Here is a 22141-nt window from a genome sequence, read left to right on the forward strand (position 1 = left end):
TACTGCACCAGACTAACGGCGTAGAGCCTGCGGTTTCCCAGCCTCCACAGGCTGCGTGGAGTCGAGGTGCGCCCAGACGATCAGCCGGTGGCTGTGTCCCCACTCCGGGTCGCACGTGGTCAGCGTGAGATAGCGGCCCGGCCGCGTATACCCCGACTTACGTGGGACAGGGTCGATCACCTCAATGTCCGAGGGCAGAGTTTTGTAGGGGCCTTTGTCGATCCGATACGTGAACCACGTCGTCCCGTCGGTCAGCACCACCGCGTCACCGCGGCGCAGCTCGGGAAAGTCCTTGAAGGGGTCCCCGTAGGTGCGCCGGTGGCCGGCCACCGCGAAGTTGCCCGTCTGCCCGAGCTGGGCCGTGCCCCGGTAGTGGCCGAGCCCCTTCTTCAGGACGTCCGTGGCGGTGCCTTCGACCAGGGGCTTGTTCCACGTGAAACCGAGCCGGGGGATGTACATCACCGCGAACGGCTTGCCGTACGTGTACGGGCCGGGCGGCTTCGGGCTCGCGGTCGCCCGATCGCCCGACGGGGCCTGGGTCCCCTGCGCGACGGCACCCTTCGACCACTGCTTCTGGAGCTCGTCGATCTGGTGATCCATCGCGTTGTCGGCCTTCACCCCGGTCCAGAACAGCACGTAGACCACGAAGAGCACGATCAGAGTGCCCACGGTGATGCACAGTTCGCTGACCGTCCGGACGACCACCCGCACCGACACAAAGGCCCCCCAGCGGCAGCTGCTCCACAGGCTCGGCGTACTACTCCACAGGCTTCGCGTAGTGGAGATCCACTGTGCCCGAGTAGCCGGGAAGAGTCACCGTCCCGTCCTCGACCACTTTCCAGCCGAGCCCGTAGACGTTGACGTAGACCATGTAGTTCTGGATCGCCGGGGAGGCGGCGAGCGCGTCCTTGAGCTTCTCGGGATCGCCGACCGCGGTGATCTTGTACGGGGGCGAGTAGACCCGGCCCTGGAGGATCAAGGTGTTGCCGACGCACCGCACGGCGCTCGTGGAGATCAGCCGCTGGTCCATGACCTTGATGCCCTCGGCGCCGCCCTGCCACAGCGCGTTCACGACGGCCTGGAGGTCCTGTTGGTGGATGACCAGGTAGTCGGGCTGGGGCTCGGGATAGCCCGGCAGCTTGGCCGTGGCGTTCGGCGGAGCGTCGTTGAGGGTGACCGTGACGGCCTTCCCCTTCAGCTTCTGGGTGCCGGCGTTCTCCTCCAGGGCGGCGAGCTTGGCGTCCTCGGCCTTGCTGCTGCCGTCCTCTCGTCCGGCGAGCCCGTCCACCTCGTCGCGCAGCGCACCGTTGGAGTCGTCGAGCGACGCGTTCTTGTGGCTGCGCTCCTGAATCAGGTCGGAGAGCTTCAGCAGGGAGGTGTCCGAGCGGATGTTGGTGCCCTTGGCCGTGTTGAAGCTGGTGAAGAAGATCAGGCCGGCGAGGGCGAAGACGGCCGCCGTGAGCACGCGTACGGGCCGGAAACGGCGCGTACCGGCAGGACTGGTACCCGTCCCTGGGGAGTCGGCAGAATTGCTCAACGTACCCTTATCTCCTTAGGCGCCGCGGAAGCACTACGCTAACGGACGCCCGGGGGAGCGCTCAGTGTCCCCTTGTACGCTGCTCCGGAGCCCGCCCCAGTTCCCTGCGCGGCCACGCAGCGCATCGACAGGAGAGACCCTCGTGCCGAAGTCACGTATCCGCAAGAAGGCCGACTACACGCCGCCCCCGGCGAAGCAGGCGACCAACCTCAAGCTGACCAGCCGCACCTGGGTCGCGCCCGTCATGCTGGCCATGTTCCTCATCGGCCTCGCCTGGATCGTCGTCTTCTACGTGACGGACGGCTCGCTGCCGGTGGACGCCCTGGACAACTGGAACATCGTGGTCGGCTTCGGCTTCATCGCGGCGGGATTCGGCGTCTCCACACAGTGGAAGTAGCTCTGCCCACGGCTATCCACTGAGTTATCCACAGCCGTTTTCCACAGGTGGAAAAAGAACGACGATCTGTGGATAACTCATCCGGGGTTGACGCCGGTGTGACTGACCTACCGCGATCCGCAAATCTGTTCGCCCCCTGCCTGACCTGCGAAAACTCTGGTCAGTGACAGGGGGCACAGTTGTTCCCGCACAGCGTGCACAAGATCCGCCACGATCTGTGGACAACATCGACTCCCGGTCGATCCGGACGCGCGCTCAGTGGGTCGGAAGGGCCCTCAGGTGAGCTGAGCCGTCCTGACCAGCGTCAGGACCACGACCACGGCGAGAACGACGGCGCAGACGCCGTACTGGATGGCGTTCCGGTGCTCGCGCGGTGCGTGCACCATCGCGTACCCGACGACGACGCCTCCGACGAGTCCCCCGACGTGTGCCTCCCAGGCGATGTTGAACGCCGGGCTGAAGGTGAAGACCATGTTGATCGCCAGCAGGGCGATGACCGGCCGCATGTCGTAGTTGAGCCGGCGCATCAGCACCGCTGTCGCTCCGAACAGGCCGAAGATCGCGCCGGAGGCACCGAGCGAGGGCGAGTTGGTGGCGGCGACGAGATAGGTCAGCGCACTGCCCGCGAGGCCCGAGAGCAGATAGAGCGTGAGGTAGCGGGCGCGGCCGAGGAACGCTTCGAGCGGGCCGCCGATCCACCACAGGCTGAGCATGTTGAACAGGATGTGGACGATGCTCGCGTGCAGGAACATCGACGTCAGCATCCGGTACCACTGGCCTTCGGCGACGCCCTGGATACGGCCGTCGAGCTGGGCCTGCCCGAAGAGGTACAAGCGGTCGGTGAAGCTGTCGCCCAGCACCTGCTGCGCCAGGAAGACGACCAGGTTCACCCCGATGAGGATCTTGGTGACGAGCCGGGGGTCGGAGGTGACTCTGCCGCCGGCGAGAGTGCGGGGCTGGTTGGCCGCCGGGGAGTGGCCGGTGCCGGAACCGGTGCGCACGCACTCGGGGCACTGGAAGCCGACGGAGGCGCTGACCATGCACTCGGGGCAGATGGCGCGTTCGCAGCGGGTGCAGCGGATACCCGTCTCACGGTCCGGGTGCCGGTAGCAGGTCGGCAGGCTCTGCGCGTTCTGCGGTCCCTGGTCCCGCGGGTCCTGCGGGCTGCCTGGCGCCTGGTCCATGGGTTCCCCTCAATCTCCGTACGGCGGCACGCGCGGCGAACAGGGTCTGTGTGCGCAACGCACCGCCCCGTCCATCCTTACGGATGAACGGGGCGTTTGGTTCCCTGCGGGATCCTTCGGACTCGGCGGTGCGAGCCCGCTCGGCTCAGCCTTCGCGGGTCTCGACGACGATCGACTCGATGACGACGTCGTTGACGGGGCGGTCGGTACGCGGGTTGGTCTGGGTGCTCGCGATGGCGTCCACGACCTTCTGGCTCGGCGCGTCGGCGACCTCGCCGAAGATGGTGTGCTTGCGGGTCAGCCAGGCCGTCGGGGAGACGGTGATGAAGAACTGCGAGCCGTTCGTGCCCGGCCCGGCGTTGGCCATGGCCAGCAGGTACGGCTTGTCGAAGGCCAGGTCGGGGTGGAACTCGTCGTCGAACTGGTAGCCGGGGCCGCCGGTGCCGTTGCCCAGGGGGTCACCGCCCTGGATCATGAAACCGCTGATCACCCGGTGGAAGACCGTGCCGTCGTAGAGCTTGTCCGTGGACTTCGCACCCGTGGCCGGGTTGACCCACTCACGCTCGCCCTTCGCGAGTTCCACGAAGTTCCGGACCGTCTTGGGGGCGTGGTTCGGCAGGAGCCGGACTTCGATGTCGCCTTGGTTGGTCTTCAGGGTGGCGTACAGCTGCTCAGCCACGATCTGCCTTCCGTTGCCTTCTCTTGACTCCCCGATCCTCGCACGGACAGCCCTGCCCGTCTCCCGTCACCACTCTTTCAAGGGGTTTCACGCTCCCGTTGCCGGTCACCCGTTCCTCACCTCCGAGCGAAGGTCCGCGTGTGGCACGAACAGAAAAGCGGTCGAGTCCCCCCGGGACAGGGGCACGGCGCGACGATCCGTGGCATTGTCGACGACAAGCTCCCGTTGCCCCGTATTCATCCGCTATCTCACGTGATCGACACCAGACCGGATCTTGCTCCGAGTCACCCGGAGTCAGTACCCGTGACCCGGATGCCCGTCTTCACATGCCCCGGACCTCGCGGGCGGGCATGATCCCGATAAGGGTGGAAAGGTGAACTGTGTGTCATTGGGGGCACCTCAGACCCCCGACGTACGCCACCGAGGAGGAGGAAACCCGTGACCCGCATCGACAGCGTGCGCGCCGCGACCGGCTCGGCGAAGGACAGCGTGCTGCACGCCGCGGAAGTGGTGGCGCCCTACGCCGACACGGCCAAGGACAAGGCTTCGTACTACGCGCACGAGGCGCGCGTACGGCTCGCACCGAAGGTTTCGCAGGCCGCCGAACAGGCCCGTGTGCAGTACGACGCCCATCTCGCGCCGCGCCTGGAACAGGCCCGCACCCATGTGCCGCCGAAGGTGGACCAGGCCGCACATGAGGCCGCCGTCCGCACCCGTATCGCGGCCCGGCAGGCCGCCGACTATTCCAGGCCGCGGATCGAACAGGCGATCGCCGCGTCCCAGCCCGTCCGGGAAGAGGCCGCGGCACGGAGCATCGCCGCCATCGCCGCGCTGCGCGGCCAGGTCTCACCGAAGGAGATCGAGAAGCTGGTCCGCAAGCACGAGCGGCGGGCGAGGGTCGGCCGTCTCACCAAGGGACTGGTGATCGCGGGAGTCCTCGCGGTCGGCGCTTTCGCCGCCTGGAAGTGGTGGGACAAGCAGGCCAACCCCGACTGGCTGGTCGAGCCGCCCGCCGCGACCGAAGTACCCGAAGGCGGACGTCTGACGGCGGTCGACGGTAGCGGCCGGTCCGATCTGGACCCGGAGGTTCAGGCCAAGGAGGCCGAGGAGCAGGCGGCGGAGCGCGACGACCGCCGCTGACCGACCACCCTCTCAACATCGCCGTGGGGCAGGAGACTTGTCAGTTCTCCTGCCCCGCGGCGATGTTTCACGTGGAACGCAGGCGCATCGCCCGCCAAGGGCGCTCTCCCCGACCTCATGGCCGCCCGCCCCCCGTTTACTGAGTCGGCCCATGATGACGTTTGCAACGACCGGCATGTGCAATATCCGTGCAGATGTTGTTAACAGAATGCGTTGATACGACTACCCGCATACCTTCACACCAGCTCACGCAAGGCACCCGCGCCGACACGGCCGGACGCCCGAGCCGGAGCACCCACCCTCGCGACAGATGCCGGAGACACAAGGTCGCTCGCATTTGCGCAAAGAAGAAGCAACGACTGCAAAGCCCTCCGTGTGACGTACGTCACCGCCTCCGCCGCATGGAGCGCGCCGCCGGCCCCTCGGGCGTCCGGCGAAGGCCTCACCGCCGGCTCGCACCCTCACCAAAACGGGACATAGAAAAACCGGCCAGCCGCCGAAATGGCGTCTGGCCGGTCCGAGACGTGGAGCCTAGGGGAGTCGAACCCCTGACATCTGCCATGCAAAGACAGCGCTCTACCAACTGAGCTAAGGCCCCGGATGAGGAACGTCCGACCACAGGAACCACCTGTCGACGGGCGCCGCAGACCAGAGTACCGGGTCACCCCCGGGATCTCGCAAAAAGATTGGGGGTCCCCGTGGACGACCACTCTCCGTAAGATGCTCGACGTGGTTCGCTACAGCGAACCGCGGTATTAGGGGAAGCGATGGGGAGACGCAATGGACGCCGCACAGCAGGAAGCAACCGCAAGAGCCCGGGAGCTGCAGCGGAACTGGTACGGGGAGCCGTTGGGGGCGCTCTTCCGTAGGCTCATCGAGGATCTTGGGCTCAACCAGGCGCGCCTGGCCGGGGTGCTGGGCCTGTCGGCGCCCATGCTGTCGCAGCTGATGAGCGGTCAGCGAGCCAAGATCGGCAATCCGGCGGTCGTCCAGCGCGTGCAGCTTCTGCAGGACCTGGCGGGGCAGGTCGCGGACGGCAGCGTCAGCGCCGCCGAGGCGACCGAGCGCATGGACGAGATCAAGAAGTCCCAGGGGGGATCGGTGCTCAGCAACACCACGCAGTCGACGAGCAGTTCGGGCGCGCCGACGGTGAAGCGCGTGGTGCGCGAGATCCAGTCGCTGCTGCGCTCGGTGGCCGCGGCCGGGGACATCATCGACGCGGCGGACACCCTCGCCCCGACCCACCCGGAACTGGCAGAGTTCCTCCGGGTGTACGGCGCCGGACGTACCTCCGACGCGGTCGCGCACTACCAGTCGCACCAGAGCTGAGCCGACCGCCCGGCCGCCGGACACCCTGCCGCCGAACGCACGGCAGCTGGAGACCCTCATCTTCTCCAGCTGCCCGACTCGGGCGGCCGGGCATCTCGGGAGAGGTCTCCTGACCGACCGCCGAAGGGGAGCGACACACGACCATGGGTGAGGTCTTCGCCGGCCGGTACGAACTGGTCGACCCGATCGGCCGCGGGGGAGTCGGTGCGGTCTGGCGCGCCTGGGACCACCGCCGCCGTCGGTACGTGGCCGCCAAGGTGTTGCAGCAGAGCGACGCGCACGCGCTGCTCCGCTTCGTACGGGAGCAGGCGCTGCGGATCGACCATCCGCATGTGCTGGCTCCCGCCAGTTGGGCCGCCGACGACGACAAGGTCCTGTTCACCATGGACCTCGTCGCGGGTGGCTCCCTGGTCCACCTGGTCAATGACTACGGCCCCCTGCCCGCCCCCTTCGTCTGCGTCCTGCTCGACCAGCTGCTCGCGGGCCTCGCCGCCGTGCACGCGGAAGGCGTCATCCACCGCGACATCAAGCCCGCCAACGTGCTGCTCGAGGCGACCGGCACGGCCCGTCCGCGACTGCGGCTGTCGGACTTCGGCATCGCGATGCGTCTCGGTGAGCCACGGCTGACGGAGACCAACTACGTGGTGGGAACCCCGGGTTACTTCGCGCCCGAGCAGATGCTGGGCGCCGAACCGGACTTCCCCGCCGATCTGTTCGCCGTGGGTCTGGTCGCCCTGTACCTGCTGGAGGGCGCCAAGCCCGACGCCAAGGCGCTGATCGAGTACTTCGCCGCGCACGGCACGCCGTCCGCCCCGCGGGGCATACCCGAGCCGCTGTGGCAGGTCGTGGCCATGCTGGTGCAGCCCGACCCGCACGCGCGGTTCCGCACCGCGACGGGAGCGCGCAAGGCGCTCGCCTCGGCCGCCGAGCTGCTGCCCGAGCCCGGTCCCGACGACGAGTTGATCGAGGTGTTCGACCAACTCGGGCCGCTGCCCGAAGGGTTCGACCCGAAGGGACCGCTCAAGACCGCGCCGGCCGTATCCCGGTCCCGCGCCTCCGGCCCGCTGCCCGAGAGCACCGCGTCCGGGAGCACCGCGTCCGAGGACACCGCCTCCGAAAACACCGCTTACGGAGACAGCGGGTATGGGGACAGCTCGAACGGGGGCAGCGTTTCCGAGAGCGGGCGGACGGGATCTCGTACCGGGTACGCAAGTCCCGGACCGCGCGCCGATCACATACGGCCTGCCATCCGCGCCGGTGACGCTGAGGACGAGTCCGCCCGCAGCGCCGTACAGCCGGATTCCGCGGCGCGCGGTGCACAGCCGAACTCCCCCCTGGGCGAGGGGCATCCGGCGTCCACCCTTCGCAACGAACAGCCGCAGTCCGCGTCCGGCACCGTCGAGCCGGGCCCCGCACCCCGTACCGCGGGACAGGAGCCCGCGTCCGGCACCGTGGGCTCGGAGTTCGCGCCCGGTCTCACAGGTCCGGGGTCCGAGCCCGGCGCTGTGGCCCCGGAGTCCGCGCCCCGCGCCGTAGGCCCGGAGTCCGTCTCCCGTGTCGTGGGGCCGGAGTCGGTGCCCCCATCCTCCGGTGGCCCGTCTCGGTCCGCGGCCGGTGCCGCCCCTCCGCTGCCGGCCTCGATGTCGGACACCGGCAGTTTCCATCTGCCTCCGCCGCAGTCGGGCGTCGCCGAAGGAGAGGCGCGGCGGCAGCCCGAGCGGGACGCGCAGCAGGTCCCACAGCAGCCGCCCCGCCCACAGGATGAGGCGCCGCCCCAGCCACAGGCCCAGCAGGCATGGCACAGGGCCCAGCCGCTCGCCCCTCCCGCCCCGGTCGTGCCGCCCGTGCCCGCTCCCCTGCATCCCCCGGCCTTCGAACCGACGCCGACCCCCACGCCCACCGCCGCGCCCACTCCAACGCCCACGCACGTGCCCTCCCCCCAGCGGCCCGCGGCTTCTGCCGCCACGATGCACCAGCCCGCGTACGCCTCTACTGCTTCATACACCGCTCGGTCCCCGCAGGTTCCGCCTCAGGCGCGACGGGTTCCGGTGCATCGTGCGAGGCGGGCCCGACCACGTCCCGGACCGCCCGCCAAGGTGGCCGTCCCGATGTTCCTCGTCGCGCTGGCCTGCTTCGCCGTGGGCTTCTGGGCGCTCACGCAGATCTGAACAGCCCGATCTGGACCAGCCCGATCTGAACCACGCAGATCAGAACCAGGAAGGCGCTACCAACTCCGGGGCGCCCCGCGCTCCCACGGCGCCGGCACCGCGGCCGAGGCCGTGTCCGCGTCCTCGGGTGCGGGAACGGGTCGCCGCCGGGCGAGCACCGTCCACACCCCGAGGATCAGCATCAGCAGGCTCCCCGTGCCGATCCCGCCCGCGGCGACCACCCTCATGGTGGCGCCGTCGCTGCCGGCGCCCGTGCCGTCGGCCCGCTCACTGCCGCCGACCCCTGGACTCGCACCGCCCACCGAGCCGTCGGCGTCGGCCCCGTCGTCGGCCCGGTCGTCGGAGTCGTCCGCGGGGACGTCGAACGCGTCGCGGGGTTCGGGTCGCCCCGCATACGACGGCCCGGCCCGCACGGCACCGTCCCTGCGCACGCTCAGCGTCAGCCCCAGCGGCCCGTCGCCGAAGCGGTCGGCGACCTGAGCGGCGAGATGGACGACGAGGTAGTACGAGCCCGCGAACCGCATGCCGCTCACCCGGTCGCTGAGGGCGTACCGGTTCTCGTAGGCGACCGCGGGCAGCGGTTCGAGCGCGGCGGACCGCTGCCCGCCGTCGTATCCGGAGCCGACGTCGTCCACGAAGCCGCGCACGGGGTTGTAGAGGGACATGACGAGCGCGGTGCCCACCGAGCCCTCACCCCGACCGGAACTTCCCAGCGCGGCGGTGGCGTACAACTGCTGTCCCCAGTCGAGCGGCACCTTGTAGAACAGCGTCTGACCGGGGCTGATCCCGTCCTGCCAGATGCCCTGGCGCAGCGGCGTCGCGGTGCTGAACCCGGCGCCACCGCGGCGGCGCTTCGGGTCGCCCGTCAGGGGTTCCGGCGTGGCGGAGTTCCAGGTCTCCGGGGCGGTCGTCGAGGCGGCCTTCCGCAGGCCCGGCTCCGAGACGTAGTCGAGTTCCAGGTCCCAGACGCCGGACGAGGACCCGGCCGTGCCGCTGCGCTCGACGACCACGTAGTACGTCCCCGCCGTCCGGCACGCGTACGGATGACCGCTCGTCTCCCGGGTCGCCCAGGCGGCGATCGGGTGGGAGCTCTGCGTGGCGCCGAAGTGCGCGGTCCCGGAGAAGGAGCAGTTGCGACTGTTGCCGTCCTGCACGGACACCTTGATGCCGTCGGAGTAGGCGATGCTCGTACCCGGCCTGGGGACGGCGGTGGCGGAGACGTAGGCATTGGACACGTCGTCGAGCACCAGGCGGTAGTAGAGCTTCCCGTCCTTGCCGATGGAGCTCCGGTAGGCCTTGCCCGGCTCCAGTCGTGCGGCACCCGTGGTGCCGGTGGCTCCGTCGACGCTCGTGGCGTCCTCGGCGAAGGCGTACGGCGTCGGTTCTGCGTCTGCCGCGGCATCCCCGGCCGTACGCACGCCACCCCCATCTGAGCCGACCGTGCGCACGCCACCCCGATCTGAGCCGGCCGTACGCACGCCACCCCCATCGGTACCGACCGTACGCATCGTGCCCGCATCGGCCGCGATCGGGCGCGTGCCACCGCGGTGGCCCCCGACCGGCCGCGTGCCGGCCGCGTCGGCCGTGCCGGTCTGCCAGGTCGGCACGAGCACCGCGACCAGCGCGGCTCCGGCAGCCGGCAGCGCCCGGCCGAGCCACCACACCGTGCGCCGCCCCATCACGCGCCACCCCTCGTCAAGGCCCCGGAATCGTGGGCCCATCCTGCCCCGCCCGCCACCGCACCACCCGCGCTATCCGCACAAGCGGCCGAAACGGCGCGTACGCCCAAGATGCGCACGGTCCTCGGCGCGCGGTGCGCCGAACACACGCAGGCCGCCGGTCGTCACTTCATGTGCCGTGGAGAACCGACCCATGTGCCGTGGGAGACCGACTCATGTGCCGTGCAGAACCGGCGGCGCCGCAAACGCCCGCGGAGAACACAAAACCCCGACCGCGAGGGCGGCCGGGGTCTGCTCTGAGACTGTTGTCGATACTCACGAACCCGTGGGCACGGAGTCAGTCGCCTCCGTCCACAGATCCTGCTCGGCGCGATCCGCCTGGATCTGGCGGTACACGAGGAGCCCGCCGATGGCGGCCAGTGCGACCAGGAGAAGCTTCTTCACCGCGCGACCTCGTCTTTCGTTGACGTAGGGGACCTCTGGCGCCCGACTATACACACCGACCGATATCGATCGGTGACCTGCGTCGGCCCCCCAACTCACGGCCGGGACAGCGCAGTAGAAGTCACTCGATCCGCTGCGACCAGAGGGTGAGCACACCTCCACGGACGGTGATTTTGTCCCCTCTAAGCCCTTCTCCTCCACTTTGCAGCTCTCATGCACCCATCCGAGTGGGTGTTCATCAGAAGATCGACGCGCCACGAGCGTGGGTCCACCACTTCGAGGGCCCCATACACATCATGAGGAAAGTACGCAAATCGCCCAACCCGAAAGTGAGGGAACATGGCCAGGAACCAGGTCATGAAACTGTGGACCGCCATCGTCACCGCCTTCCTCGCCCTGTGCACGACACTCGGCCTCGTCACCACGACCGCCGCCGCGGCGGTACCCCAGCCCGAGCCCGAGCGCAACACCAGCGTCCCGGCCTCGACGCTCCCGGAGCTGTCGCTCTGGGGCTGGTCACCGACCCGGTCCGCCGACAGAGGACTTCCGCCGACGATGAAGCAGCGCATCCGCGCCGAGGCGCACGGCTCTTCCCCCGCATGCCGTCACCGCCCCTCCACGGACACGACTGCCTTCATGAACGCGCTGACCGACTCCACGGCCGCCACCGACCACGTCGACACGGCCGGCTCCGCCTCCATGGTCGGCTGCCACACCGGTACACAGTGACGGGCGTCGCCCCTTCTGCGCGTCAGCGGGTGTCGGGAGCCTCGACCGGACCGAGAAATGCGAGTTCGCCGGGCAGTTCCACTCGTGTGCCGCAGAAGCAGAGAAGTGCCGCGTCGGCAGTGGCCGGCGCACCGAGGTCGATCGTGAGGATCTCCTGCACTTCCCTCAGCAGTTCGCCGGTCTCGCTGCCTCTCGCCACGAGGATGCTGACCTCGTCAGGGTCCCAGACGGCGATTTTCGGCAGATCGTCCGCCACGCAGATCAGGATGCACACAACTACCTCCCCAGGGAATGCCCCCAGGCATAAAGTGATCCCGCTCCGGGAGGCCAGCGGCCCGCCGTTCGTACTCACGCGTCCAAGCCATGCGAGAGCCGTCGAAGTGTTCCGCCCGGATGTCCGCACCGTGGAGAACACGGTCGCACCACGACCGGAACGCCCCATCGGCAAGGCCGTGCCCCAGACCACCTCCAGGACTTCCCACGGATGCGTCCGGGCCCACCGGCCGGCGCAGACCCTTCGGACGACGTACGACCCGCGGACGGCATACGACCCGCGGACGGCATACGACCTTCAGGCGACGGACGGCCTGCGCACGACGAGCCGCCCTCGGACCTCGACGAACCGCGGCGTGAACGACCTTCAGACCTGAACGAACCACACCGCGAACCACCTTCAGACCTGGACGAGGATCAGACCTGGACGACCATCAGACCTGAACGACCTTCAGACGTGAGCCACTTTCAGATGACGCGACTGAGCTGGAGCATCGCCTCGGCGTTCTTGACCAGGGCGCGCTGCCTGGACTCGGGCAGTTGCCGGTAGAGCTTCAGCAGCTGGGCCTCCCGCTCGTCCCCACTGGGGCCGGGAACCGGTCGGCCGACAGTCGCGAAGAATTCCCGCGGCGTGGTCTTCACGCCCCAACGACGGAACACTTCCACCATCGCGCGGAGCTTCTCGGGATCGATACGGGACGTTCCACGGGTCCGATTCATCCACGCGTTGAGCGTGGGATACGAGATGCCGGCCTGCTCGGCCAGATCCTTCTGCGTCCTGTCCGGCACCTGAGCAAGGAGACGTTCCAGCAGTGCGGCAAGGTCCTCACCCCCGTGGGCGACACCCTCGCCGGAGCCGGGTTCGCCGGGTTGATGAGGCTGCTTGGTCACGTTCCCGAGCATCGACCAACAACATCCACATGCGCAAGTAGATCGCAGATTGACATCCGGCTTTCTCGGAGCACGGAGCACTCCACCCTGTTCACGCACCACCGCACACCCCCGCACCCCCGTCGCCGGTTCGCGCCGGCCTCACACTCTTGACAGAATCTACATCTACACGCACACTGTAGATCGCATCGATCACACGAGCCTCCACCGCCCCAGCCGCCGCGCGGCGACGGACACACCGGACGCCTCGCAGCACCCCTCACCCATGTCGCATGAATCTACATCTACACGAAGATTGAGTACTTCTCAGCGCAGCCCGCGAAGCCTTACGCCGAATCCACGAACCTCTGTGACGAAGGAGCGCACAAGCCGTGTCCCCACAGATCACCTGTGAGACCAGGCCGCCGGGAGCGGCGGAGCCCGAATGCGTCGCACGGGCCCGTGCCGGCGACCGCGCGGCCTTCGCCGCGCTGTACGAGGAGCACTGGAGATCCGTGTACCGCTACCTGCTCCCGCGGACACGGAACCGGCACCTCGCCGAGGACCTCACCCAGGAGGTCTTCGCACGGGCCCTGCGCCGCATCGACACCTTCACCTGGCAGGGCGTCACGTTCGCCGCCTGGCTCCTCACGATCGCCAGGAACCTGCACCTCGACGAGGTGCGGACGAGCCGTACCCGGCTGGAGACCCTGGTCCCCGAACCCGCGGACGTCGACGGGTCCGACCGGAGCGCCGAGTCCTCCGCCCTGCGCGTGCTGGAGGCGGTCGAGGCGTGCGACGCCGTACGGGACGCGTTGAACACCCTCAGCCCTCATCAGCGGCGGTGTCTGGAGCTGCGCTTCCTCGGCGGCATGTCCCCCGCGGAGACGGCACGCACGATGGGCCGCAGCGTCGGCGCGGTCAGAGGGCTCACCTTCCGCGCGTTACGGAAGGTGCGGACGTCGACGGAGGCGAACCCGGCGTGAACCGAAACCTCCCCCATGCCGCCCGGGTGATCCGTGCGGCCCTGGCGGCCGGCGGCCCGGATCCGGTCGCCGCGGCGGCCCACGCCCTCGACGGCGAGCACCTGCTGGCCGATCCTGAACGGTCCTACGGCATCGTGCTGCACCGCACCCCGGCCGGCGGCTGGTCGTGCGGGCTCCGCGGTCTGACGGACCTGGAACGCCAGGCACACGCCTGGGACGCGTCCTGCGCGCACGCCCGCCGCCTCGCGGCCGCCATCGAGCAGCGCATCGGCCGGCACCAGGACTTCCACAGCGTCCGGGCGGACGGCGACCGGGTGCGCGTCGTGCTGCATGTCGTCGACCGGGACCAATGGAAGCGGTGGCGCGCGCACTTCGGCATCCCCCACACCACCGAGCGGCTCCTGCCGCACGCGGTGACGGGCGAGTGCCGGTACGAAGGGGTGCGGGTCTCGGTGCTGGCGCACGGGCCGCGCCGGACGCCGCACGACGCACCAGGCACGCCGCCTGCCAGGACGTTCGAGTTCGAGGGCCGGAGGTACGACCTGGCGGTGCCTCAGCGCGACGCGCACGGCAACGTCTGGTACTTCCGGGGCTGGAGCACCGACGACGGCATGCCGCTGCTGTCGGTGGACGGGCGTCCCGAGCGGTGCTCGCTCGCCCATGTGGCCGCGTACATGGGCCCTTTGTCACCTTCCCGGGAGCCGGTGCGAAGCCCTTCCCGGGAGTCGGTGCGAAGCCCTTCCCGGGAGTCGGTGCGAAGCCCCGTCCCCGACACGGCCGACGGGCGTACCCGCACGGGCCCGGCCGTGCGCGGCCCCGTGGCCGTGCCGATGACGCGGCGCGGGCACGCGCGATGAGTGCCCACGGCGACAGCTCGCGGGCCCCGGCCGCGGGGCGTCTCCCGGTCCGTGAAAGGGCCGCCGTCACCCGCCCAGAAGGACCGCGGAACAAGTCGGCCGCACCGCGCCCGGTCGGGGGCCAGGGCGTTCCGGGCTGGGAGCTGCGCGCCGCGTGCCGCGACGAGGACCCCGAACTGTGGTTCTCCGGCCGGACGCGTGAGACGGCCACGGCCATGTGCAACGCGTGCCAGGTGCTTCCGGAGTGCCGTGCCGCCGTGCTGCGCCGCGAAGCGGGCCTGTCCCGGTGCGACCGGGCCGGCATCGTCGCGGGCCTCACCGGCTCCCAGCGCTACGAACTGGAGAAACGCCGCGCCCGGGCCCGGCAGCCCGCGACGGTCACCGCGCGGCCCGTCGAAGCCGGCGGCTCGCGCGGGGAGCCCGCGCCCTGCGGAACACGCGCGGCCTACCAGCGGCACGTGCGCAGGGGCGAGCCGGCCGACGAGGCGTGCCGGGCCGCCAATGCCCGCGACGCCCGCCTCTACCGGCGTACCGGGTCGACGGTGCGATCCACCGACGGTCCGGCGCGCGGCGGCCACGGCGGCCCGGCGGCGTCCCCGGCCGCACCAGGCACCGCCCCGGCCGCTGTGCCTGCCGCTTTCCCTGCCCCTTTCCCCGTTCCTTCCCCCGCGCCCGCCTCCGCCTGATCCGGACGGGCGGGGCCGGAGGCGCCTCGGACACCGCGGGGACCACGCCGGGATCCGGCAGGCCCCCTCGGCACGCCCCCTGGTCCCGGCGTCCATCCCGGACCGCACTCTGGAGCACCTCATGTCCCCTCCCCTCACGCCCCCGCCCCCGTCGTGGGATCCCGAGTACGCGCCGGGGGCGACCTGGGCCGCAGCGGCACGGTCCGGCCCACGGAGCTCCCATCGCGCCCCCGGCCGGCTCCGCGGTCTCCTCGACACCGTCCTGCGGCGCGGCCGCCCCGACCCGCATCCCGATGCGGCCGGTACCCCCGTACGGCACCCGTCGGACGTCCCGGACGCGGCCGGCCCGCACGCCTCCCACCACGAGGTGACCCGCTGGCAGCGGCACGCCGACGCGTACGAGCGGCTGAGCGACGGCCTGGACCGGGAGCGGGCGCATCTCCTCGCCTGGCTCGCGGCGCTGCACCCGGCGAGCGCCGTGGTCACCCCCGTGACGAATGACGGCGACGGCGACGGCTGGGACGTCCTGCACCTGGCTGCCGGGGGCGAGGTGATGTCCTGGCCGATCTCCCCCAGGAACGCGGACCTGTTCCGTCATGCACCGCGGCGTACGCCCCCGCCGGGCGAGGCGTACCCCGGCGCGGACGACCGTGAGACGGAGGCGAAGTACGCGCACATCCGCCGGCACACCCGCCTGCTGGCCCTGGAGGACGGTGTGGCGGCGCTCGTCTCGGAACTGCGGCACGGCGGCTGACGAACCACCGTCCGCGGTGCACGGGGCGCGTGACCGACACGAAGAAGGCCCCCGACCGTGATCGGTCGGGGGCCTTCGGACCGGTGGACCCACCCGCAGGGCGTGGCCCCCGTGCCTGTCAGCCGATCCGCACGGTCACGGTCTCGATCGTGCTGGACGGCGAGTAGTTCCCGGCCGCGTCATAGGTACGGGCCCGGTAGTCGTAGCTGCGTCCGTCGGCGGGCAGCGGATCGCAGACGGTGGCCGTGGCGGTGTCGAGGCGCGGGTCGAACCCCTTGTGCAGGACCACCGACCAGGTGTCCGTCCCCGCTTCGCGACGCTCGACCTCCAGGCCGATGAAGTCGCGGATCGGGGCCGGCGTGCTGTCGCTGGCGGTCGCCCGGATGCCGTCGGTGCAGGTCCCCAGGGTCAGATCGGGGGCGTAGGCGGGGGCTATGCCGTCGGGGATGTCCAGCCAGAGCTCGTTGGTGGCGGTGGCGTCGAGCCAGAGCGGGTTGTAGGTGGTGGTGCCGCCGTCGTTGGTGACGAGGACGCGGTAGTGACGGGTCTCGCCGTCTGCCGTGACGGGTCCGGTGGTCCAGGTGCTGCCCTTGGTGGTGCCGAGCGGGACCCACACGTAGGAGCCGTCCACCTTGTCGTTGCTCAGGACGGTGTAATGGTCGAAGTGCGCCTCGGTGTTGAGGGGCCACTTCAGGGTGACGTCGCCGGTCGCCTTGTCGTAGGTGCCGGTCAGGGAGGCGACGACGGGCAGGGGTCGGACGATGGTGTCCGTGCTGCCCGACGAGGTGTTGCCCGCCTTGTCCTGGGCGCGGACCTCGTAGTAGTACGGCGTGCGGTCGTCCGGGTTGACCAGCGGGTCGGTGTGGCTGCGGGCGGTGGTCGTGGTGACCTTCGTCCAGGTGCCGGAACCGACGGGCCGCCGGTAGAGGGAGTAACCCGCCAGGTCCATCTCCTTGTTGGCGGACCAGGAGACGGTCGTCCTGCGGGTGCTGGTGTTGTAGGCGGTCTTCACGCCGGTGGGGGCGAGCGGCTTCGTCTTGTCGTACGTGGCCGAGGTCCGCGGGGTGTACGTGTACTTGACCTTCGCGGCGCCGGTCCAGTTCACGTAGTCGACGCGGAGGGTGTGCTTGCCGGAGGGGACGGTGAGATTGACGCTCTTGGAGCGGGCGGTGTCACCGGTGCCCTTCCACAGGTCGATCTTACGGACGCCGTCCAGGTGGACGCGGACGCCGTCGGTGGCGGAGGCGGTGAACGTGAAGGGGCCGCCGGAGCCGAAGTCGCGGGTCACCGACCAGCGGACGCCGAAGCCGTTCGACGGCACTCCGGAGACCGGGCTGCCGGACCAGCTCTGGCTGATCGCGCTGTCGCAGTCGGTCTTCACCGGAGAGCCGGAGAACGAGGTGTTCTTGTAGAACGTCCGCTTGTAGACGTCGGTCGAGCAGGTGACGTCGGCGGCTGCCGCCTGCGGGGCGGCGGTCAGCAGGCTGCCGAGGACGACGGCGCACAGGGCACCACCGGTCCGGGCGGCGACGAGACTCTTCTGGTGCACGGAGGCCTTTCACGCTGTGCGGGACGAAGTACAGCGTGGAGACTCGTGAGCCCGGAGGAAGGTTGCACGGCGCACGCCCCGGCGTGAAGGGGGGCTCGGAACGCGACCGCCGGGCCCCTGGAACGCGTCGGTCCGCACCTGACCGGGACCCGGTTCACCTTGCCCCTGCGCGCCGTGAGCCCCCCGGAAGATCCGACCGTCCGTCGATCGTGCTTGTTGGTGTCAGCCGCTGGTGTCGGACGCCGCATGCGGTCTTGGCAAGGCTTGCTCCGCCGCTCTGCGGCACCCGTCCTACTCCTCCGGCTCCCACGCGCGGAGCAGGTCGAACAAACCTGCGTCTCCCTCGATCTGCAGGGAGTCCGCCGGGATACGGTCGTACACGAAGAGAACCAGCTCACTGGCCGTGCCGCGAACGGAGACGCCAGCCGCGTTCGGGCCCTCGTCGGCAGCGGCGACAGGCGTCGTGCCGGGCGCGGAGATACGGGTGGAGCGTGCGCCGTCGCCGTCGACCGTGAGGCGCCAGGAGTGGCCCTCGGTGGCGTGGAAGTCGAAGGCAGTGGGCTTGTGCGGCCAGGCACTCGTCGTTGCGACGCAGGTGTACAGGAACTCCTCGACACCGTCGAGTGCCACCTCATCCGGCAGCGGCTCCGGGGCACCCACAGTGACCTGGGCGTCGTAGGTGTGCACCGCCATCTGCTGGAGCTGGTGCCGGGCGACGGCGCCACAGGTCGGCGGCGACTGGGACGCACCCCACCACGTCCAGCAACCGCGATCCGGGCCGGCCTCCCGCAGTGCGTCCAGCAACTCCCGCGTCGACGCGGCCAACCAGGCCGACACGGCCTCGCGCTCCCGAGGCGCAGCCGGGGCGCCCTCGGGTACGGACTTGGCCGGGGCAGGCCCTGCTGCGACGGTGGCGGCCCAGGCGCGGCGCCCCTCGCCGATGTGCTGCGCAAGATCGAACAGCGTCCACTCGGGGCAGGTCGGCACCTGTACGTCGAGGCTGGGCGCGGAGGCGACCGCGGCGCGGAAGGCGCTCGAGCGTTCGTCGATCAGTCGCAACAGAGCGGGGAACGCAAGTGTCGTTGTCACCCGGACTCTCTATCACCGTGTTCCGACAATCGGACAGTGATTTTCACGGCCGAGGCGGCGAGCACGCGGCACGGTGTCCCTGAGCTTCGGCCGTCCGGTGACCCGCGTCGGCGTCCGCCGCATCACGGTCCGTCTGGTCCGGCACACCCGCGCGCCCCTGCTCGCCGAACTGCTGGTAGCGGGGGTCGACGTCGTAGGGATCGGTCATCGCGCCTCTTGGGTCGATGTCAGCCGTACATGTCGAAGACCCCCGGTCCGTGTGGACCGGGGGTCTTCGTACTGGTGGGGCTAACAGGATTTGAACCTGTGGCCTCATCCTTATCAGGGATGCGCTCTAACCAACTGAGCTATAGCCCCGCCGCGCTTTGCGGTGTGTGTCCCGCGCGCTGACCTCTGAAGATTAGCGCACGACGCGGCCAGTCCCAAAATCGATAGTCGGGAGACGTTTGAACGGGGGTTCACTCGTCCTCGGCGAGCGTCAGCTCGACACCGCCGACGAAGCCCGCGGAGAGGTTGTAGATGAACGCTCCGAGCGTGGCCAGCGCGGTCGCCAGGACCACGTCGATGACCGCGATGACGGACGTGAACATCAGGACGTGCGGGAGCGACAGGTACGACTGGAGGTCGAAGCCGTTGGACTCGTTCGACCCGGTCGCCTCGGAGATGGTGCCGCCGACGGTCGAGAAGACGCCCATCGCGTCCATGACCATCCACAGCACCGCCGACGCCACGATCGTGCAGATGCCGAGCGCGATGGAGAGCAGGAAGCTGACCTTCATCACCGACCAGGGGTCGGCCTTGGCCACCCGCAGCCGCGCCTTGCGCGTCCGCGGTGTCGTGCGGGCGCCCGTACGCGGCCGGCGCACCGCGCCCGAAGACGTCTGAGCCGGGTAGGCCTGCGGCGGGTGATAGGGCTGGCCGGGCTGCTGGGGCTGTCGCTCCCCTGGCAGCGGCGAGCCCGGCGCCGGGGGCGCCCCTGCCGGGGCCGGCTGGCCGCCCGCGTACTGCTGGGCCTGCGGGCCTCGGGTGTCGGTCACAGTTCCCCCCTGGGAAACATGAGAGTCATGGGAGTCAGTCGCATCCGTGGCGGAGCCACGGCCGCCGTCCGTTTCCGTACCGGTCGATCCGGCGCCCGTGGCTCCGCTCACGATGACTCACTCCTCGCGCTACTCGGCCGAGGACTGCTCGCCCTCGTCCGTACCGATGGCCTCGGCGCCTTCGGCGGACTCGTCGACGGTGATGTCACCGTCGACCTCCTCCGCCTCACGACCGGCCTCGGCGTTACGAGCGATACCGACCACGGCATCGCGCTTGCCCAGGTTGATCAGCTGGACACCCATGGTGTCACGGCCCGTCTCCCTGACCTCGTTGACTCGCGTACGAATCACACCGCCCGACAGTGTGATGGCGAGGATCTCGTCGGTCTCCTCGACCACCAGCGCACCGACGAGGGAGCCGCGATCCTCGACGATCTTGGCGGCCTTGATACCGAGGCCGCCGCGACCCTGGACGCGGTACTCGTCGACAGCGGTCCGCTTCGCGTACCCACCGTCTGTCGCAGTGAACACGAACGTACCGGGTCGAACAACATTCATCGAGAGAAGCTGATCGCCTTCGCGGAAACTCATCCCCTTGACGCCCGAGGTCGCACGGCCCATCGGTCGCAATGCGTCGTCCGTCGCGGTGAACCTGATCGACTGGGCCTTCTTGCTGATCAGCAGCAGATCGTCCTCGGCCGAGACGAGTTCGGCTCCGATCAGTTCGTCGTCGGAACCGTCCTCCGTCTCACGGAGGTTGATGGCGATGACGCCGCCCGAACGGGGCGAGTCGTAGTCCTTCAGAGGCGTCTTCTTCACCAGGCCGCCCTTGGTGGCCAGGACCAGGTAGGGAGCCGCCTCGTAGTCACGGATCGCGAGGATCTCGGCGATCGCCTCGTCCGGCTGGAAGGCCAGCAGGTTGGCGACGTGCTGACCGCGTGCGTCCCGGCCGGCGTCCGGGAGCTCGTAGGCCTTCGCACGGTAGACGCGGCCCTTGTTGGTGAAGAACAGCAGCCAGTGGTGCGTGGTCGACACGAAGAAGTGGTCGACGATGTCGTCTTCCTTGAGCTTCGTACCGCGTACGCCCTTGCCGCCGCGCTTCTGCGAGCGGTAGTCGTCCGTCTTGGTGCGCTTGACGTAGCCGCCGCGCGTGATGGTGACGACGATGTCCTCTTCGGCGATGAGGTCCTCGATGGACATGTCGCCGTCGAAGGGCACCAGCTTGGAGCGGCGGTCGTCACCGAACTTCTCGACGATCGCGGCGAGCTCCTCGCTGATGATCCCGCGCTGACGCACGGGCGAGGCGAGGATCGCGTTGTACTCGGTGATCTTCGCCTGGAGCTCGTCGTGCTCCTGGATGATCTTCTGGCGCTCGAGGGCGGCGAGCCGGCGCAGCTGCATCTCGAGGATGGCGTTGGCCTGGATCTCGTCGATCTCCAGGAGGCCCATCAGGCCCTCGCGCGCGATCTCGACCGTGTCGCTGCGCCGGATCAGCGCGATGACCTCGTCGATGGCGTCCAGGGCCTTCAGCAGGCCGCGCAGGATGTGCGCACGCTCCTCGGCCTTGCGCAGCCGGAACTTCGTCCGGCGGACGATGACCTCGATCTGGTGCGCCACCCAGTGGCGGATGAACGCGTCCAGGGAGAGGGTGCGCGGCACGCCGTCGACGAGCGCCAGCATGTTGGCGCCGAAGTTCGTCTGCAGGTCGGTGTGCTTGTACAGGTTGTTCAGGACGACCTTGGCGACCGCGTCCCGCTTCAGGACGATGACCAGTCGCTGGCCCGTGCGCGACGACGTCTCGTCACGGACGTCCGCGATGCCGCCGATCTTGCCGTCCTTGACGAGGTCGGCGATCTTCTGGGCGAGGTTGTCCGGGTTGACCTGGTAGGGGAGTTCGGTGACCACCAGGCACTGGCGGTTCTGGATCTCCTCGACCTCGACGACCGCGCGCATGGTGATGGAGCCGCGGCCCGTTCGGTACGCCTCCTCGATGCCCTTGCGGCCGACCACGAGGGCGCCGGTCGGGAAGTCGGGGCCCTTGATGCGCTCGATGAGGGCGTCCAGGAGCTCCTCGTGGGAGGCTTCCGGGTTCTCCAGGTACCACTGGGCGCCGGCCGCGACCTCGCGCAGGTTGTGCGGCGGGATGTTGGTGGCCATGCCGACCGCGATACCGGCGGAGCCGTTGATCAGCAGGTTCGGGAAGCGGGACGGCAGGACGGTCGGCTCCTGGGAGCGGCCGTCGTAGTTGTCCGTGAAGTCGACGGTCTCCTCGTCGATGTCGCGGACCATCTCCATGGACAGTGGCGCCATCTTGCACTCGGTGTAGCGCATGGCGGCGGCGGGGTCGTTGCCCGGGGAGCCGAAGTTGCCGTTGGAGTCCACCAGCGGCATGCGCATCGACCACGGCTGCGCGAGGCGGACCAGCGCGTCGTAGATCGAGGAGTCGCCGTGCGGGTGGTAGTTGCCCATGACGTCGCCGACGACGCGGGCGCACTTGTAGAAACCCTTCTCGGGGCGGTAGCCGCCGTCGTACATGGCGTACAGGACGCGGCGGTGGACGGGCTTGAGGCCGTCCCGCACGTCGGGCAGCGCACGCGACACGATGACGGACATCGCGTAGTCGAGGTACGAGCGCTGCATCTCCGTCTCGAGCCCGACGGGCTCGACACGCATGACGATCTCGCCGCCCTCTTCAGGCGTACTGGGGGTGTTCTCGTCGGCCATTGCTGGTGAAGATCCTTTCCGGTGCGGTCA

22 protein-coding genes and 2 tRNA genes are annotated in these 22141 nt (G+C 69.6%); 9 read left to right on the forward strand and 15 right to left on the reverse strand.

Going from position 1 to position 22141, the window contains the following annotated elements; all coding sequences use genetic code 11:
• Positions 1-12: 12 nt before the first annotated feature.
• Together ABEB03_RS01890 and ABEB03_RS01895 are read right to left on the reverse strand one after the other, a co-directional pair.
• Positions 13-711: a class E sortase gene (locus ABEB03_RS01890; RefSeq protein ID WP_345640611.1), complete on the reverse strand. Its 699-nt coding sequence runs from the start codon at positions 709-711 to the stop codon at positions 13-15.
• Positions 712-757: 46 nt separating this feature from the next.
• Positions 758-1537: a DUF881 domain-containing protein gene (locus ABEB03_RS01895; protein ID WP_345640148.1), complete on the reverse strand. Its 780-nt coding sequence runs from the start codon at positions 1535-1537 to the stop codon at positions 758-760.
• Positions 1538-1679: 142 nt separating this feature from the next.
• Between ABEB03_RS01895 and crgA the strand changes: the two genes are divergently transcribed.
• Positions 1680-1934, forward strand: a complete 255-nt coding sequence (crgA, locus tag ABEB03_RS01900; protein WP_345640150.1) for a cell division protein CrgA — start codon at positions 1680-1682, stop codon at positions 1932-1934.
• Between the two features lie 275 nt (positions 1935-2209).
• Here the strand turns inward: crgA and ABEB03_RS01905 are convergent, their stop codons facing one another.
• Together ABEB03_RS01905 and ABEB03_RS01910 are read right to left on the reverse strand one after the other, a co-directional pair.
• A complete protein-coding gene (locus ABEB03_RS01905) occupies positions 2210-3118 on the reverse strand; it encodes a rhomboid family intramembrane serine protease (protein WP_345640152.1) in 909 nt (302 codons plus the stop codon).
• A 145-nt stretch (positions 3119-3263) separates the two neighbouring features.
• A complete protein-coding gene (locus ABEB03_RS01910; protein WP_345640154.1) occupies positions 3264-3797 on the reverse strand; it encodes a peptidylprolyl isomerase in 534 nt (177 codons plus the stop codon).
• Positions 3798-4235: 438 nt separating this feature from the next.
• Between ABEB03_RS01910 and ABEB03_RS01915 the strand changes: the two genes are divergently transcribed.
• The gene (locus tag ABEB03_RS01915) at positions 4236-4937 is read left to right on the forward strand and encodes a DUF5324 family protein (RefSeq protein WP_345640156.1); all 702 of its coding nucleotides are present in this window, start codon (positions 4236-4238) and stop codon (positions 4935-4937) included.
• Between the two features lie 525 nt (positions 4938-5462).
• On the opposite strand, the gene ABEB03_RS01920 is transcribed toward ABEB03_RS01915, so the two are convergent.
• A tRNA-Ala gene (locus ABEB03_RS01920) sits at positions 5463-5535 on the reverse strand.
• Between the two features lie 182 nt (positions 5536-5717).
• Here ABEB03_RS01920 and ABEB03_RS01925 point away from each other — a divergent pair.
• Entirely contained in the window at positions 5718-6266 is a 549-nt protein-coding gene (locus ABEB03_RS01925; protein ID WP_028799374.1) for a helix-turn-helix domain-containing protein, read from the forward strand.
• Between the two features lie 143 nt (positions 6267-6409).
• A complete protein-coding gene (locus tag ABEB03_RS01930) occupies positions 6410-8434 on the forward strand; it encodes a serine/threonine protein kinase (protein WP_345640159.1) in 2025 nt (674 codons plus the stop codon).
• A gap of 56 nt (positions 8435-8490) precedes the next feature.
• On the opposite strand, the gene ABEB03_RS01935 is transcribed toward ABEB03_RS01930, so the two are convergent.
• A complete protein-coding gene (locus ABEB03_RS01935; protein ID WP_345640161.1) occupies positions 8491-9852 on the reverse strand; it encodes a hypothetical protein in 1362 nt (453 codons plus the stop codon).
• Positions 9853-10428: 576 nt separating this feature from the next.
• Entirely contained in the window at positions 10429-10557 is a 129-nt protein-coding gene (locus ABEB03_RS01940; protein WP_003999697.1) for a DLW-39 family protein, read from the reverse strand.
• 339 nt (positions 10558-10896) lie between these two features.
• On the opposite strand from ABEB03_RS01940, the gene ABEB03_RS01945 reads away from it, so the two are divergent.
• On the forward strand, positions 10897-11286 hold the full coding sequence (locus ABEB03_RS01945; protein WP_345640163.1) for a DUF6344 domain-containing protein: 390 nt from the start codon (positions 10897-10899) through the stop codon (positions 11284-11286).
• 22 nt (positions 11287-11308) lie between these two features.
• Here the strand turns inward: ABEB03_RS01945 and ABEB03_RS01950 are convergent, their stop codons facing one another.
• Both ABEB03_RS01950 and ABEB03_RS01955 read right to left on the reverse strand, forming a co-directional pair.
• Entirely contained in the window at positions 11309-11542 is a 234-nt protein-coding gene (locus tag ABEB03_RS01950) for a hypothetical protein (protein ID WP_345640166.1), read from the reverse strand.
• Between the two features lie 485 nt (positions 11543-12027).
• Entirely contained in the window at positions 12028-12450 is a 423-nt protein-coding gene (locus ABEB03_RS01955; protein ID WP_028799379.1) for a helix-turn-helix domain-containing protein, read from the reverse strand.
• 371 nt (positions 12451-12821) lie between these two features.
• Here ABEB03_RS01955 and ABEB03_RS01960 point away from each other — a divergent pair, with 371 nt between their 5' ends.
• The 4 genes from ABEB03_RS01960 (at position 12822) to ABEB03_RS01975 (ending at position 15712) form a co-directional block, all read left to right on the forward strand.
• Positions 12822-13415: an RNA polymerase sigma factor gene (locus ABEB03_RS01960; protein ID WP_345640170.1), complete on the forward strand. Its 594-nt coding sequence runs from the start codon at positions 12822-12824 to the stop codon at positions 13413-13415.
• Positions 13412-14272: a BN159_2729 family protein gene (locus ABEB03_RS01965; protein WP_345640172.1), complete on the forward strand. Its 861-nt coding sequence runs from the start codon at positions 13412-13414 to the stop codon at positions 14270-14272. The genes ABEB03_RS01960 and ABEB03_RS01965 overlap by 4 nt, the downstream gene beginning before the upstream one ends.
• Complete coding sequence (locus ABEB03_RS01970) at positions 14269-14958, forward strand: WhiB family transcriptional regulator (protein WP_345640174.1); 690 nt, start codon at positions 14269-14271, stop codon at positions 14956-14958. Before ABEB03_RS01965 ends, ABEB03_RS01970 begins: the two co-directional genes overlap by 4 nt.
• 121 nt (positions 14959-15079) lie before the next feature.
• Complete coding sequence (locus tag ABEB03_RS01975) at positions 15080-15712, forward strand: hypothetical protein (RefSeq protein ID WP_345640176.1); 633 nt, start codon at positions 15080-15082, stop codon at positions 15710-15712.
• Positions 15713-15830: 118 nt separating this feature from the next.
• Here the strand turns inward: ABEB03_RS01975 and ABEB03_RS01980 are convergent, their stop codons facing one another.
• The 6 genes from ABEB03_RS01980 to gyrA form a co-directional block, all read right to left on the reverse strand.
• Positions 15831-17261, reverse strand: coding sequence for a PA14 domain-containing protein (locus tag ABEB03_RS01980; protein WP_345640178.1), 1431 nt, complete (start codon positions 17259-17261; stop codon positions 15831-15833).
• A 291-nt stretch (positions 17262-17552) separates the two neighbouring features.
• Positions 17553-18350, reverse strand: coding sequence for a maleylpyruvate isomerase family mycothiol-dependent enzyme (locus ABEB03_RS01985; RefSeq protein ID WP_345640180.1), 798 nt, complete (start codon positions 18348-18350; stop codon positions 17553-17555).
• Between the two features lie 43 nt (positions 18351-18393).
• On the reverse strand, positions 18394-18558 hold the full coding sequence (locus ABEB03_RS01990) for a hypothetical protein (protein ID WP_345640182.1): 165 nt from the start codon (positions 18556-18558) through the stop codon (positions 18394-18396).
• A 72-nt stretch (positions 18559-18630) separates the two neighbouring features.
• A tRNA-Ile gene (locus ABEB03_RS01995) sits at positions 18631-18707 on the reverse strand.
• Positions 18708-18808: 101 nt separating this feature from the next.
• Positions 18809-19498 (reverse strand): DUF3566 domain-containing protein, encoded by a 690-nt coding sequence (locus ABEB03_RS02000; RefSeq protein ID WP_345640184.1) that lies wholly within the window; start codon positions 19496-19498, stop codon positions 18809-18811.
• 18 nt (positions 19499-19516) lie between these two features.
• The gene (gyrA, locus tag ABEB03_RS02005) at positions 19517-22111 is read right to left on the reverse strand and encodes a DNA gyrase subunit A (protein WP_095935453.1); all 2595 of its coding nucleotides are present in this window, start codon (positions 22109-22111) and stop codon (positions 19517-19519) included.
• Between the last annotated feature and the right edge of the window lie 30 nt (positions 22112-22141).

This window comes from Streptomyces siamensis, from assembly GCF_039543605.1.
Taxonomy (GTDB): domain Bacteria; phylum Actinomycetota; class Actinomycetes; order Streptomycetales; family Streptomycetaceae; genus Streptomyces; species Streptomyces siamensis.